Raw genomic sequence first — 13,253 nt, 5'->3', positions numbered from 1 at the left:
CCCGTTCTCCGGGACGTTGGAGGAGACGAATATCTCCGGGACCTCCGGGTGCTGGTACATGGGCTCGTAGTACGTCTCGGGGCGGCCGAGGCGCGTGCCGAGCGCCAGGAACTGCTCGGGGGTCAGGTCCTGGCCCTTCAGGACCGCGATCTTCTTCGTGTAGACGGTCTGCTTGAGCGTCTCGACGTCGGCGTCGGAGGCGGTGGCGTGGTCGAAGCCCTCGACGCTCGCGCCGAGGAACGTGCCCGGCTGGTCGGTGATCTTCACGTGAGGTGCCTTTCGGGTAGGCGGAGGAAGTGGGGGTGTTCAGGCGGCCTGTCTGGCGGCGATCAGCTCCGCCGTGCCCGCGAGGGTGAGGGTGGGCCGCAGTTCGCTGTCGTGGACGGTGACGCCGAGATCGCGCTCGATGCGGATGCTGATCTCGACCATCGTCAGCGAGTCGACGTCGAGGTCCGCGAAGGTCGCCTCGGGCGTGAACCGGTCGGGCGGGGTGTCGTGGAGTCTCGCGAGGATCTCGACCAACTGGTCATAGGGGGCAGCTCTCATGACGGGGCGTCAACTCCTGTGTCGTACGGGACGATGGGGTCGTAGGGGCGGGTGGGCGGCGGCAGTTCGGGCCAGGTCAACAGGCAGGAACCCCAGGTGAGTCCGCCGCCGAAGGCGGTGAGGAGGAGCCGGTCGCCGGGGCGGATCACGCGCCGGGCGGCGGCGTCGGCGAGGGCGAGCGGGATGGAGGCGGCACCGGTGTTGCCCACGGCGTCGACGTTGGCGACGCAGCGTTCCCGGGGCAGGCCGAGGTCGTCGGCGACCGAGTGCAGGATGCGCAGGTTAGCCTGGTGGGGCACGAAGTGGTCGACGTCGTCGATCTTCCGGCCGGCGCCGCTCAGGGTGGCGCGGGCAGAGGCTGCCATACGGGTCACCGCGTGCCGGTAGACCTCGTTGCCGCGCATCGCGAAGTGCCGTTCGGCCCGGGCGAGTTGGCCGCCCTCGGAGCGGCGGCGGGAACCCCCGGCAGCGACCATGATCAGGTCCTCGTGCGTGCCGTCGCTGCCGAGGTCGAAGTGGCCGACGGCTCCCGGTTCGTCGCTGTCCCCGGCGCGCAGGACGACGGCTCCGGCGCCGTCCCCGAAGATGATCGCGTTGGCCCGGTCCAACGGGTCCACGATGCTGGAGTACGTGTCGGCGCCGATCAGCAGGACCCGCGCCGCCACACCGGAGGCGATCAACCCGGCGGCCGTGGCGAGGCCGTAGACGAATCCGGTGCACACCGCGCCGACGTCGAAGGCCGCCGCCTGCCGCAGGCCGAGTCGCGCGGCGACCGCGGGTGCGGTGGCCGGGCAGGGGCGGTCGGGGGTGGTCGTGGTGACGATCACCGCATCGACCGGGTCGGTGCCGACTGCGTCGAACCCGGCGTTGCGCAGAGCCAGTTGCCCGGCTTCGACGGCCAGATCGGACGTGGCCTGGCCGGGCCCGGCGATGTGGCGACGGCGGATCCCGGTGCGGGTGCGGATCCAGGTGTCGTCGGTGTCCAGCCGTGCGGCGAGTTCGTCGTTGGTGACGACGCGGGGCGGCACCCAGCCGGCCACTCCGCACAGGACGGCGGCGGGAGCGAACGTACTGGAGGTGTGTACGGGCACAGCGGTTCTCCTGAGGGTGCGGTGCGGTACGGGGATGACGGGCCGTCGGGCCCGGAGAGGTCGGGGTGCGGACTCGGCCTATCCGGCCGGGGCCGCTCTGCGCAGTGCGAGGGTCAGCAGCGCGCCGCCACCGATACCGGCCGCTATGGCGAACACGGCGATCCGGATCCCGCTCAACAGGGCTTCGCCCGGGGGACTTTGACCCGCACCGCCCGCGAGCGCCACGAGCAGCGCGAGGCCCACCGCGCCGCCCACCTGAAGGCTGGTGGAGGCCAGGCCCGACGCCACGCCCTGGTCCTCCGGCGCGACCCCCGACGCGGCGACGATCCACATGCCGGTCCACGCGGCGCCCTGGCCGAGACCCAGCAGCACGATCCCGGGCAGCAGCAGCGGGTACGAGCCCTCGCCGGTGAGGGCGAGTCCGAGCGCGACGGCTCCGGCCGCTCCCAGGGCCATGCCGGCGACCAGCATGCGGCGCACGCCGATCCGTGCCACCCCGCGCTCGCCGACCTGGGTGCCGATCGCGGTCACCACGGCCGGGACGAGGAAGGCGAGGCCGGTCGCGAACGCGCTGTAGCCGCGCACGGTCTGGAAGTAGAGGGTCAGGAAGTACGGCAGTGAGCTGAAGGTGGCGCTGTAGAGCGCGGTGACGGCCATCGCGGCGACCAGGCCGCGGTGGGCGAACAGCCGGGCGGGGACGAGCGGGTCGCGCGATCGGGTCTCGACGACGGCGAAGCAGGCCAGCAGGGTGAACGAGAGACCGCCGCTCACCAGGGCCGGTGTGCTGGTCCAGCCCGCTTCGGGGGCGTGCACCAGCAGGAAGACCAGGAGCGTGATGCCGCCGGTCGCGGCCAGCGCGCCCGTCACGTCGAACCGCCGGGTGGCCGTACGCGGACCGTCAGCGGGGAACAGTGTCCGTCCCGCCCAGGCGATGCCCACCGCGACGGGCACGTTCGCGAAGAACACCGACGGCCAGCCGAACGCCTCGACGAGCACACCGCCGAGCAGGGATCCGAAGCACAGGCCGCCTGCCCCCGCCGCGCCCCACACCGCCAGGGCGCGGTTCCGGGCGGGCCCTTCCTCGTAGATCGTGTTGATCAGGGAGAGGGTGGCCGGGAACAGCAGTGATCCGCCGATGCCCTGGAGCGCCCGGACGGCGACCAGTACTCCGGGGGATTCCGCGAGCCCTCCCAGCAGGGATGCGCCCGCGTAGATCAGTGCCGCTACGACGAACGTCCGGCGGCGCCCGAGCAGGTCCGCCGCCCGGCCGCCCAGCAGGAGGAAGCCGCCCGTCGTCACGACGTAGGCGCTCACCACCCATTGCAGATCGTGCGCGGAAAAGCCGAGGCCCGTACCTATTTCGGGAAGGGCCACGTAGACGATGTTGTAGTCGAGCGCGATGACCAGCTGGGCCAACGCCAGCACGAGCAGGGACAGCCGGGCGTGCATCAGTCGATCCCTCCTCGGAAGTGAATGGAGAACTGTCGGTTCGTTTTTGCGGCCGATGTCAGGAATTCACTGCTCCCCCATCAGGCGCCTTATCTCCGTCATGAGAGCAACCAGCGCCTGCCGTTCGGGAAGGGTCGTTTCCGGATGCCACAGGTCGATCAGCAGGCAGGTCCGCGGCCGGTTCCCGGCATTGCGCGCCTCGTGCTCGAAGGAGTAGTCGAAGAGCAGGCAGCGGCCTTCCCGCCAGCTCCGTGTCCGACCTGCCACGGTGATGTCGCATCCGTCCGGGATGTCGACGGCGAGGTGCAGGTTGATGCTGAAGTTCCACAGGTCGCAGTGCGGGGCGATGGAAGCCCCGGGCAGCAGGGTGGAGAAATGGGATTCCAGTAGCGGGCAGATGGTCTCGGTGTCGACGGCGAACTCTTTGAGCACCTTGTATGCGGTGGGCGCGATGGCGGCCGATTCCTCGACCAGGTTTCCGTTCCGGTAGAGGTACAGGGCCTGCCAGTTCTTCTGCCGGGTCAGGTAGTGCTCGTAGTCGGAGAACGCTTCACGTCTGGAACTCCAGGCGGAGTTCAGTTCTTCTTTGACGGCCGGGTGGGCCGATTCCAGCGCTTCGACCACCGGAAGCAGTTCGGGATAGGCGTAGGGGTCGTGCCACGGGGTCGCGGACAGTCCCGGCAGGACCCACTTGGCGCCCTTCTGGAGCGCGTGCCGCGGTCCGCCTCCACCGGGCTCCAGCATCCGCTCGACGCGGGTGATCGCGTCCGCGCCGTGCACGGCTCTGATCGCCGCGAAGGCTTCCTCTATCTCTGGCGTCACGCGGACCTCCTGACTGGTGCAGCGACCGGGCGCGGGATCGAGCCGTCGCACTAGTAGTCGGGAGCGAGAGCGGGTGAGTTCCCGAGAATTTCCGTCAACTCTTCTTCAGTGACGGGGAGTTGGAGGGCCGGCGCCCACCAGGAGGCGCCGGCCCTCACGTCACGCCGCCTGGACGGCGGCCTCGGTCTCGGCTTCGCGCAGCAGGCGTTCCAAGGTGGTCCTCGCCCGGGCGACCCTGGAGCGGATCGTGCCGACGGGGCAGCCGATGAAGCGCGCCGCCTCGTCGTACGGCAGACCGACCACCTGGGTCAGCACGAACGCCTCACGGCGCTCGTCGGGCAGCGTCTCCAGCAGGTCGAGCAGCGCGATGCCGTCCTCGAAACCCGGCAGGTCGCGGGGCTGGTCGCGTTCCAGGGCCAGTTGCCAGTCGTGGGCGTCGGCCAGACGCGGTCGGGCGGCCGCCCGCCGGAAACTGTCGGCCACCGCGCGACGGGCGATGGACAGCAGCCAGGTGCGGGCCGAGGCACGGCCCTCGAAACCCGGCAGGCTGTCGAGGGCTCGTACGAACGTGTCCTGGGTCAGGTCGTGCGCGGTCTGGGGGTCGCCGCTGAGATGGACGACGTAGCGCAGTACGTCGCCGTGGAGCGCGCGGACGAAGTGCTCGGTCGCGTGGGGGTCGCCGTTGCGGGCGGCCAGAGCCCAGGCGGTGGCGGAGGCGTCCGCCGCGGCACGGTCCGCCCGGCGGGGAGCGGGCAGCACAGAAGTGATCACGTGGTGTCCTTCTCGGGTCGTCCGGGGCCGACGTCCCGCGATGGGGGTACGGCTCTCCGGCACATGGGGTGCGGCCGTACGCGAGACGTACGGCGATGCCCGGGGCTCGTCTCGCGCTCGTCAGTCGCACGAAGTGGCGTGCGGCGCTGGGAAGTTCCGCGTCGGAACGCGGTACGACGAGGTGCGGGTGAGCCCCCGGTGGATCCGGCTGTCTCAGACGACAGCGGGGCCCGTGGGCGGTCCCCGGGAGGTGAGGGAGTAGCAGAGAAGGAAGCGGGCCAGGGACGACCGGTACGCGAGGGTGCGGCGTCTGCGCGCGGACGGGCGGCGGGCCGGAACCGGCAGCGCCAGCAGCATCCGCAGGGGTTCGGCCAGCCGTGCCGCCGCCGCCCGCAGGACGCGGAAGACGGCGCGTTCGCCGTACGCCAGCCACAGCCCGCACAGGACGGCGGCGAGGAGGTGGGCGGCGAGCATGCCGAACGAGGCGCCGCCCGTCATGGTGTGCGCAGACCCCATGCCGGCCGAGCCGCGCGCCATGTGGGCCATGCCGCTCATGTCCATGGCGTCCATGGACATGGATGCCATGGAGTCCGAGGAACTCATGGCCGTGCCGCCCATGTCGGACGACGTGGTACCACTCCCGGGCATCAGGTTCTGGCCCAGGGAGAACGTCTCGTGAAGCACCGTCTGGGCGGCGACCACGACCGTGACGATCAGTCCGCGCCCGCGCTCACGGCCGGCCAGGAACCAGCCGGTCGAGCCGGTCGCGGCGGCACCGGCGCCCATGGTCCACCAGGGGACGAAAGCGCCGGACATCATCACGTGGCCGAGGGCGGCGAGCAGCACGCAGACGGCGGCGAACACACCCGCCCGCAGCGTGCGGCACCACCCTCCGACAGTCATAGCGCGCCCATCTTTGCACCCGACGTCTGATCGTCATCAGGGGGTACGGGCGCACACCGGGGCTTCGACTCACCACAGATGCAGTGACTCATGTCACATGACAGCACGGGGAACTCGATGACTGTTCCGGACGACTACTGGAGCGAGACGCTGTCGGGCCGCACGACCACGGCGAGCACCGTGACCCGCCCGCTGCGCCGGAACTCGAAGGTGAAGGGCACGAGGTCGCCGGAACGCCACTGACCCGAGGTCGCGGAGACCGTCAGGCCGACCCCGGTCGGCGACATGGCGAGGCTGTCGCCCGCCGCGATGTCGACGGAGCCGATCTCGGTGTCGTAGGCCGCGTTCCCTTCGGTCATACGGTGCTCGGAGAGAGCGATGCCACCGGGGGCGCGGGGTGAGGTGACCCGTATCAGGCGGTCGGCGGAACCACCCTCGTTGGCGACGCGGAAGAACGCCGACGTCTCGTCGGCACCGGCGGACGGCAGCAGGAGGCGTCCGTCGGTGACGCGTAGACGCGCCGGGGTTCCGGCCCTGCCCGTGCCCGTCCACGCGGTCAGACCCGCCAGGGCCACGCTGCACGCGGCGACGGGCACCAGGGCGGCGAGCGCGGTGTCCCGCAGCTTCCTCCGGTCGCCGAGCGTCGACGACACCCTGGCCAGGATCCGCCTCATCGGGCATCACGTCCTCGTGCGCGAGCGGGCTGCCAGGCGCGCAGCCGCAGGCTGTTGCACACCACCAGCACAGAGCTGGCGGACATCGCGGCGGCGGCGACCATGGGGTTGAGCAGTCCGACCATCGCCAGTGGGACGGTGACGACGTTGTAGCCGAAGGCCCACACCAGGTTGACGCGGATCGTGCCGAGGGTGCGCCGGGCCAGCCGTACGGCGTCGGCGAGCGCCTCGATGTCCCCGCGCACCAGCGTCAGATCCGCGGCCCCGATGGCCACGTCCGTGCCGGTGCCCATGGCGATGCCCAGGTCGGCGCCGGCGAGCGCGGCGGCGTCGTTCACACCGTCACCGACGACCGCGACCCGGTGCCCCTCCTCCTGCAACTGCCGTACCAGAGCTGCCTTTTCCTCGGGTGAGCAGCGGGCGTGCACGTCCTCGATGCCCAGGGCGTCGGCCACCGCCTGTGCGGGCGCCTTGCGGTCCCCGGTCGCGAGTACCGGGCGGATGCCGAGGCGCCGCAGCTGGTCCACGGCACGGTAACCACCGGGACGTACAAGGTCGCCGAGGGCGATCAGCGCTTCGGCGCGGCCGTCGACACGCACGAGGACGGGCGTGTGCGCGGCGTCCTCGGCCGCCGCCAGGGCCTCGGCCAGCACCTGCGGCAACTCGCCGTCGGGCACGACGACTTCGACCGTACGGCCCTCCACCAGGCCCTTGACGCCCTGCCCCGGTGTGGCCATGAACTCCCGCACCGGGGGCGGGGGTTCGTCTCCTGCCGAGCGGCGCGCGTAGGCGGTGATCGCCCTACCGAGGGGATGCTCTGACCCCTGTTCCACCGCACCGGCCAGCCGCAGCACCGCGTCCTGCCCCAACTCGCCGGGCAGGGTGGTGACGTGGGCGACACTCATGTGGCCGGTGGTCAGGGTGCCGGTCTTGTCCAGCACCACCGTGTCCACGTGCTGGAGTGCCTCCAGTGTCTGCGGACCGCTTACCAGCACGCCCAGTTGGGCCCCGCGCCCGGTGGCCGCCATCAGTGCCGTCGGCGTGGCCAGGCCCAGTGCGCACGGGCAGGCCACCACGAGGACGGCCACGCAGGCGGTGAGCGCCGCCTGTGGGTCGGCCCCGGCGCCGAGCCAGAAGCCGAGGACGGTCACCGCGATGCTCAGCACGACGGGTACGAAGACTCCGGCCACGGCGTCGGCCAGCCGCTGCGCCTTGGCCTTGCCCGCCTGCGCGTCGGTCACCAGCCTGGTGATCCGGGCGAGTTGAGTGTCCTCGCCGACAGCCGTGGCTCGCACCAGCAGCAGTCCGCCGACGTTGACGGCCCCGCCGACCAGCGCCGAACCGGGGCTCACCTCGACGGGCTCGCTCTCGCCGGTGACCAGCGACAGGTCGACGGCGGAACTGCCCTCCGTCACACACCCGTCGGTGGCGACCCGCTCACCCGGCCGCACGACGAAGTCCTGCCCGACCCGCAGTTGTTCGATGGGGACGGCGCGCTCACCGTGCTCGTCACGGACGGACACCTCCTTGGCGGCCAGCTCCGCCAGCGAGCGCAGGGCCGCGCCGGTGCCGCTCCGTGCGCGCGCCTCCAGGAACCGCCCGGTCAGCACGAACAGCGGGACGCTGACCGCCGCTTCGAGATAGACGTGCGCCGTCCCGTCGGAGGCGGACGGCAGCAGACTGAACGGCATCCGCATCCCGGGATCGCCCGCTCCCCCGAGGAACAGCGCGTACACCGACCAGGAGAAGGAAGCCACGACGCCCAGCGAGACGAGCGTGTCCATGGTGGCCGCGGAGTGCCGCAACCCCCGTACCGCACGGGTGTGGAACGGCCAGGCACTCCACACCGCGACCGGGGCGGCCAGCGCGAAGCACAGCCACTGCCAGTTGCGGAACTGCAGGGCCGGCACCATCGAGAGCACCAGGACCGGCACGGCGAGCAGCGCGGTGACGAGGAGCCGTTCGCGTTCCTGCCGGGCGGCGGCGTCCGAAGTGTCCGCGTCCGCCGCCCCCTCCTCCTCGCGGGCGGGCGGCGCGGGAAGGGCGGCCTGGTATCCGGCCTGCTCGACCGCGGCGACGAGTTCCTCCGCCGGGACGCTCTCCGGATGGCTGACCCGGGCGAGCCCGGTGGCCAGGTTCACCGTCGCGGTGACGCCCTCCAGCGTGGCGAGCTTCTTCTCCACCCTGCGGACGCAGGCCGCGCAGGTCATTCCGCCGACGGTGATGTCGGTCGTGACCATCAGGCTCGTCATCGGTTCGCCGGCCATCACTCACCGGTCCCGTGCGTCCCGGGCATGTCCTGCATGCCGCCGCCGCTCTCACCAGTGCCGCCGTCTCCCCCGCCGCCTGTCCCGGTGTTCCCGGTGCCGTGCATGCCGGGCGCCACCGGTCCGGCGGCCGATCCGACGGCGTACGACACCGAGAACATCAGCGCGAGCAGCAGCAGGAAGCCGCACAACGCGGGCGGCGGCATCGGCAGTCTGCGGGGCGTCACACCCACGAGAGGGAAAGACTGTGGGAACTCGGCCATGCCCGGCCTTCCTGATCGCATCGAACCGTCCTGCCAAGCAGGGCGGTCGAAGCCCTACCGCTCCAGTAGTCGGCGGGGCGGAGGGCCGAGTTCCGATGCCTGTCCATGACGTGGGTCACAGACGCAGGTTCCACGAACGGCGAGTTGGTCAGGCGGGGACGGGGTCCGGCTCCTTCGACGGGGTGGTGGAGTCCGGGCGCACGGGCTGGAGGAGGCGTTCGGCGAGTGGGGCGAAGATCAGGCCGAGGGCCGTCCAGAGGACGAGCTGCGCGGCGACGGAGTAGAAGCGGAAGTTGAAGAGCACGTCGGCCGGGAAGCCCGGGTAGACGATGGTGCCCTTCGCGTCCTTCAGCGGCAGTGGCGTCTCGGTGGCCTGGTTGCCGAAGTTGGCCTTGTTGTACGAGAGATGGCCGAACTGCGGCAGGAGCAGCATGACGATCCCGATCGCGACGACGAACGCGGCACCGGCGAGAAGCGTCGCGTTCCAGTTGCCGAAGCGGGCCTGGAGGCGCTTGCCGAGATAGACGGCGCCCGCGAGGAAGGCGACGGAGCACACGACCATGATCAGGTACAGAGCGCTGCGCTGCTGGATGGTCTCCTCGTGGCCGATCGCGGGCGGGTTGGCCGGGTACTTGAGGAACGGCACCAGGTACATGCCGAGGAAGCCGCCGCCGGCGACGAGAAGCGCCAGGCTGCGCGGCCGCAGACCGCCGGTGCGGCCCAGGCAGACGGCGTAGGCGACGGCGAACAGGGCGCCCATCGCCATGCCGAAGAGGATCATGCCGGCGCCTATGCCGACGTTGGCCTGGATGGTGCGGCTGAACAGTTCGTGTTCGTGGCCCTCGACGGGCATGCCCGCCGCCTTGTCCAGGGCGTTCTGGGCGGCGTCACGGCCGCTCTCGTAGTCGATGGCCTTCGCGATCTGTGGTTCGGCGAATATGCGCGCGAACACGAAGGCGAGCAGCCCCGCGACTGCGCCGGCGAGGATGCCGCGCAGTATGAGCTTCTTTTCCATGTCGAGTTGTCCGTACGTCCGGGTGCCGGCGGAGGGTCAGTGGCAGGGGAAGCCGAGGAAGTGGCGGGCGTCGTGGACGAACTCGTGGACGTGCATGTCGTTTCCGAACACCGACACGGCGCCCTGGTCGACACCGACGAAGTAGTAGACGGCCAGCGCGATCAGCGCGGTGCCGACCAGCCAGACGATCGACTTCGAGATCGGCAGGACGACCGGCGTGGACACCGGACGGGATGTGGAAATGCTGCTCAAGGTGAGCCCTCCTTCGGGATCGTGCGTCCCTTGCGTGTACGGGCGAGTGACGGTTCAGTGTCTGACTCGCCCACCACCTCCGGTGGCGGGCTCACAGTGGCGCGACCGTGCTGGAATTCCACCAGCTTCCTTATGCCATCACTACAGGGGGAGCGTACGGCGCGGTTCTCCGGACCGTCAATCAGGCCCGTACCCGGATGAGCGGCCTGCGGGCGTCACACGGGTGGCGCAATCGCGTGGCGGCGCGGGCGGGGGGCGCTTACTACTGGACAGGATCAGCTGGTTCATCGCGCTTCGGGGGGCGATAGCAGCATCAGCCTCTTCATGGAGCCGAGCATGACCACCCGCTCTTTCCCGCCCAGCCCGGACCAACCCGAGATATCCCACGACAGCGCGGCCCACCCGCTCGCGCTGCACAGCCTGGTGCACGCCGCTGTCACCGACCGGCCGTTGGAAGAGGTCCTCCAGCTCATCACGTTGCTGGAGCAGTCACCGAAGTACGCGCAGGCCACCGTCGACGCACTGCGGGCGATCGGTGTGGACCGGTCCGTGGAGGATGTGACGCGCCTGGTGACGCTGCTGACGCGGCCACCGCGCCATCCCGACTCCGCCGACGAGACGATCCGCGCGGCGGCCGAGTCCCGGCCCGTGGAGGAGGTCACCCGGCTGATGACCCTGCTGCACCGGGCTCCGCTGGAGCCGCACTGCGGCGAGGAGGCGGTACGGGCCGCAGCGGGCCGGCCCGTCGAGGAACTCGCCCAGTTGATCGGCCGCCTGGCCGAGGAGCAGGACGCGCCCGTCCGGGCCTCGGGACCGGCGGCGGATCAGTCCGCCGATCCGGCCGCTGCCGAGTCGGAGCCGACCGGACGAGTCCCGACGGACACACACGAGCCGGAGCAGCCGGGCGACCGTCCGGCTCGCCGACGCCGTCCACGGCCTCCGCGTACGGCGCCGCGGCGCGCCGAACTCCCGGTCTGGCCGCGGTTGTTCGCGGCGGCGGCGCTTGTCCTGTGCGGGCTGTCCTACTTCCCGTTGCACCGGGACGGGGCCTCCGGTGCCGCCTACGGTTTCGCGCTCGGGGTCTCTATCCTGTGCGTCCTGCTGGCACCGGCGCTGGTTCTCCACGGCGGGCTGCCCGTACTGGCCCTGTCCATGGTGGTGCCGGCCGCGTTGGCGGCGATCCAGCTGTTCGACGGACGGTTCCACTCCACGCGGCTGTCCCAGGCGCTGCGGATCACGGCCGCGCCGCCCTGGCTGGCGGGCCTGCTGGCCGCCCTCGCCGCACTGGCGGCCCTCACGGCCCTGCTCGCGCTCCTCACCGCACGGAGGTTCAGCAGGCAGCTCGCCCTTCCCGACCGCCCCGACGAGCGCGCGATGGCCGCGGCGAACCGGACATCCGAGTAGGGCCAACCACTGTCGTACGACAGCCTCCGCCCATCCGGAGCGGAGGCTCAACGGGCGGTGGCGTCAGGGGTGTTGACGGCGCCGCCGCTCGCGGACGGCACGGTCGACGCCGAGGTCTCGGGGCTGGAACCGGCGCTCTGATTGGCGCCCGTGTCGGTACTGGAGCTCGTGTCCGGCTCCGCGCTCGCGGACGGCGAGGCCGAGCCGCCCGTCCGTGAGCCGGCGCCGCTGGACCCGAGCGGTGTGGGTGTGGGGCTGTGTGCGGGTGCGGGCGTCCCGGCCGAACCGCCGCCCATCGACGTGCCGTTGCCCGATTCGCCCCGCACCGCGGCGGCTATCGGCTTGCCCATGATCAGCTCGCCCGCGGTGACCGTGACCATCCCCAGGGCGAACACCAGGCCTGTCGCCAGCAGGTGCTTCTTCCAGCCGATGGACTTCCAGAAGGAGCCGCTCCGATAGGTGGTCACCGACTCGTCCGCGGAGGGTGTGGTGGCCGGCGTCCGATCACCGGCCGGGGTGTCGTCGGGTAACGCGAACGCGGCCCGGGCGTCGGCGCGTTGGATCGCGCGTTCCTCACTAGGCGTCAGGGCCATCGCCACCGCCGGCACCCGCCGGCGGATCCCCTCGCCCGTCCGTCGGAACGCGTGCTGGAAGACCGCCGCGCCGGTGGTCGCGCTGGTGCTGACCACGGCGGCGCCGATGATCGTCCCGGTCACCCCCAGCAAGGACGCCAGCACCGCGCCCACCACGGTGGCAAGCGCACTCGCGACCACCTGCACGGCGGTCAGATCGAGGACCTTGCGTTTCGGCGCGTGTTCGTTCTCTGCCCGTTTCTTCTCTTCTGTCTTCTGACTCTCCATCGGGGTCGGCTGCCCGGTGGACCGCGTTTCACTGCTACTGGCTCCAACAAGGCTTCAATCACACACAGGTTCAGGTCGACGGCCGCCCCGAAAGTGTCTCGGTGAAGGGGGTGACGGGGCGTTCCTGGGTTTCGCCGTCCACCGTGATGTCGACCGCCTCGTTGTAGAAGGCGAGGAGGTCCTTGACGGCGCCGACCGCGGGCAGCGGCTGCGGATAGCTCCAGACGATGTTCGGCGGGACGCCCGGGCCGTCGGACTCGCCGCGCCACGACCAGTACATGGCGGTCCCCTTGTAGGGGCACCCGGTGCTGTGGTCGGTCGGTTCGAAGAGGTCCAGGCGGACGTCCTCGCGCGGGATGTAGTAGCGGGTCGGCAGGCCGGTCTCGAAGAGGAGGACCGGACGGTGGGTGTCCGCGACGACCGTGCCGTCGATCCCGACCCGGACGTGACGGCTGCTGGGGAGGGCGTCCACCCGTTTGTGCGGGTCTCGGGGGTGGATGAAGATCTCTTCCTCCTCCTCGTACCAGTGGTCGAGGCCGCGCCCGACCCGCCGGAACCACTCGAACGCGATGTGTCCGGCCAGGTCCTGCGCGGGGAAGGTCCAGGCCGCGTTCTCCACGAGCAGGCCGTCGGCTTCGAGGTCGTAGAAGACGCGTGAACCCGTGTGCGTCCCGGTCGGGGGGTTCTTCGCGGGGCGGAGCAGGTCCTCGCGGACCTCGTGGTGCGGGAAGGCGTAGAGCGGTACCGGGACTCCCGGTTCCCAGACGAGGACGGGGTGCCTGCTGTCCACGACGGTGACATCGCCCTTGAGGCCGCGGACCCAGCGTCGGCTCGGTTCCCAGAGCAGTCCTTCGGGTGTGGTCCTGACGTCTCGCGCGGTGGGGAACGTGCTCATGACCGTCTCTCCTTCGGCTGAGGCGTGCGGAGATCTGTACA

Annotated in this window: 15 protein-coding genes and 1 riboswitch; of the genes, 1 reads left to right on the top strand and 14 read right to left on the bottom strand. The window is 71.0% G+C overall.

What is annotated here, in order from left to right:
* The 12 genes from SSP08S_RS42105 to SSP08S_RS42050 form a co-directional block, all read right to left on the bottom strand.
* On the bottom strand, positions 1-267 hold a 267-nt coding region (locus SSP08S_RS42105), incomplete at its 3' end, for a TauD/TfdA dioxygenase family protein (RefSeq protein ID WP_026179301.1).
* Between the two features lie 39 nt (positions 268-306).
* On the bottom strand, positions 307-546 hold the full coding sequence (locus tag SSP08S_RS42100; protein WP_026179300.1) for an acyl carrier protein: 240 nt from the start codon (positions 544-546) through the stop codon (positions 307-309).
* Positions 543-1,637 carry a beta-ketoacyl-ACP synthase III gene (locus tag SSP08S_RS42095; protein ID WP_019073672.1) on the bottom strand — a complete coding sequence of 365 codons (1,095 nt, stop codon included), beginning with the start codon at positions 1,635-1,637 and terminating at the stop codon, positions 543-545. Before SSP08S_RS42095 ends, SSP08S_RS42100 begins: the two co-directional genes overlap by 4 nt.
* Before the next feature lie 78 nt (positions 1,638-1,715).
* Entirely contained in the window at positions 1,716-3,086 is a 1,371-nt protein-coding gene (locus SSP08S_RS42090) for an MFS transporter (RefSeq protein ID WP_019073671.1), read from the bottom strand.
* 66 nt (positions 3,087-3,152) lie between these two features.
* On the bottom strand, positions 3,153-3,908 hold the full coding sequence (locus SSP08S_RS42085; protein ID WP_019073670.1) for an aspartyl/asparaginyl beta-hydroxylase domain-containing protein: 756 nt from the start codon (positions 3,906-3,908) through the stop codon (positions 3,153-3,155).
* A gap of 159 nt (positions 3,909-4,067) precedes the next feature.
* Positions 4,068-4,679: a sigma-70 family RNA polymerase sigma factor gene (locus SSP08S_RS42080; protein WP_019073669.1), complete on the bottom strand. Its 612-nt coding sequence runs from the start codon at positions 4,677-4,679 to the stop codon at positions 4,068-4,070.
* 213 nt (positions 4,680-4,892) lie between these two features.
* A complete protein-coding gene (locus SSP08S_RS42075; protein ID WP_026179299.1) occupies positions 4,893-5,582 on the bottom strand; it encodes a hypothetical protein in 690 nt (229 codons plus the stop codon).
* Between the two features lie 134 nt (positions 5,583-5,716).
* Complete coding sequence (locus tag SSP08S_RS42070) at positions 5,717-6,256, bottom strand: copper chaperone PCu(A)C (RefSeq protein WP_019073667.1); 540 nt, start codon at positions 6,254-6,256, stop codon at positions 5,717-5,719.
* Positions 6,253-8,523, bottom strand: coding sequence for a heavy metal translocating P-type ATPase (locus SSP08S_RS42065; RefSeq protein ID WP_019073666.1), 2,271 nt, complete (start codon positions 8,521-8,523; stop codon positions 6,253-6,255). Before SSP08S_RS42065 ends, SSP08S_RS42070 begins: the two co-directional genes overlap by 4 nt.
* Positions 8,523-8,786: a hypothetical protein gene (locus tag SSP08S_RS42060; RefSeq protein ID WP_019073665.1), complete on the bottom strand. Its 264-nt coding sequence runs from the start codon at positions 8,784-8,786 to the stop codon at positions 8,523-8,525. Before SSP08S_RS42060 ends, SSP08S_RS42065 begins: the two co-directional genes overlap by 1 nt.
* Positions 8,787-8,934: 148 nt before the next feature.
* Entirely contained in the window at positions 8,935-9,801 is an 867-nt protein-coding gene (locus SSP08S_RS42055) for a CbtA family protein (protein WP_019073664.1), read from the bottom strand.
* 36 nt (positions 9,802-9,837) lie between these two features.
* Positions 9,838-10,053, bottom strand: a complete 216-nt coding sequence (locus SSP08S_RS42050) for a CbtB domain-containing protein (protein WP_043260168.1) — start codon at positions 10,051-10,053, stop codon at positions 9,838-9,840.
* Positions 10,054-10,087: 34 nt separating this feature from the next.
* A riboswitch (cobalamin riboswitch) is annotated at positions 10,088-10,247 on the bottom strand.
* A gap of 142 nt (positions 10,248-10,389) precedes the next feature.
* Here SSP08S_RS42050 and SSP08S_RS56940 point away from each other — a divergent pair.
* Complete coding sequence (locus SSP08S_RS56940; RefSeq protein ID WP_019073662.1) at positions 10,390-11,457, top strand: hypothetical protein; 1,068 nt, start codon at positions 10,390-10,392, stop codon at positions 11,455-11,457.
* 47 nt (positions 11,458-11,504) lie between these two features.
* On the opposite strand, the gene SSP08S_RS56935 is transcribed toward SSP08S_RS56940, so the two are convergent.
* Positions 11,505-12,317, bottom strand: coding sequence for a hypothetical protein (locus SSP08S_RS56935; protein WP_019073661.1), 813 nt, complete (start codon positions 12,315-12,317; stop codon positions 11,505-11,507).
* A 70-nt stretch (positions 12,318-12,387) separates the two neighbouring features.
* Positions 12,388-13,212, bottom strand: coding sequence for a DUF427 domain-containing protein (locus tag SSP08S_RS42035; RefSeq protein ID WP_019073660.1), 825 nt, complete (start codon positions 13,210-13,212; stop codon positions 12,388-12,390).
* Positions 13,213-13,253: the final 41 nt, after the last annotated feature.

The organism is Streptomyces hokutonensis (genome assembly GCF_000376565.1).
GTDB classification, from domain to species: Bacteria; Actinomycetota; Actinomycetes; order Streptomycetales; family Streptomycetaceae; genus Streptomyces; species Streptomyces hokutonensis.
The sequence above is the reverse complement of the archived record's forward strand: the minus strand, read 5'-3'. Positions and strand labels throughout refer to the sequence as shown.

Coding starts and splice junctions, on each gene's coding strand:
- SSP08S_RS42035 (WP_019073660.1), bottom strand. CDS start 13,212: ATGAGCACGTTCCCCACCGCGCGAGACGTCAGGACCACACCCGAAGGA.
- SSP08S_RS42100 (WP_026179300.1), bottom strand. CDS start 546: ATGAGAGCTGCCCCCTATGACCAGTTGGTCGAGATCCTCGCGAGACTC.
- SSP08S_RS42060 (WP_019073665.1), bottom strand. CDS start 8,786: ATGGCCGAGTTCCCACAGTCTTTCCCTCTCGTGGGTGTGACGCCCCGC.
- SSP08S_RS56935 (WP_019073661.1), bottom strand. CDS start 12,317: ATGGAGAGTCAGAAGACAGAAGAGAAGAAACGGGCAGAGAACGAACAC.
- SSP08S_RS42070 (WP_019073667.1), bottom strand. CDS start 6,256: ATGAGGCGGATCCTGGCCAGGGTGTCGTCGACGCTCGGCGACCGGAGG.
- SSP08S_RS42075 (WP_026179299.1), bottom strand. CDS start 5,582: ATGACTGTCGGAGGGTGGTGCCGCACGCTGCGGGCGGGTGTGTTCGCC.
- SSP08S_RS42055 (WP_019073664.1), bottom strand. CDS start 9,801: ATGGAAAAGAAGCTCATACTGCGCGGCATCCTCGCCGGCGCAGTCGCG.
- SSP08S_RS42090 (WP_019073671.1), bottom strand. CDS start 3,086: ATGCACGCCCGGCTGTCCCTGCTCGTGCTGGCGTTGGCCCAGCTGGTC.
- SSP08S_RS56940 (WP_019073662.1), top strand. CDS start 10,390: ATGACCACCCGCTCTTTCCCGCCCAGCCCGGACCAACCCGAGATATCC.
- SSP08S_RS42065 (WP_019073666.1), bottom strand. CDS start 8,523: ATGGCCGGCGAACCGATGACGAGCCTGATGGTCACGACCGACATCACC.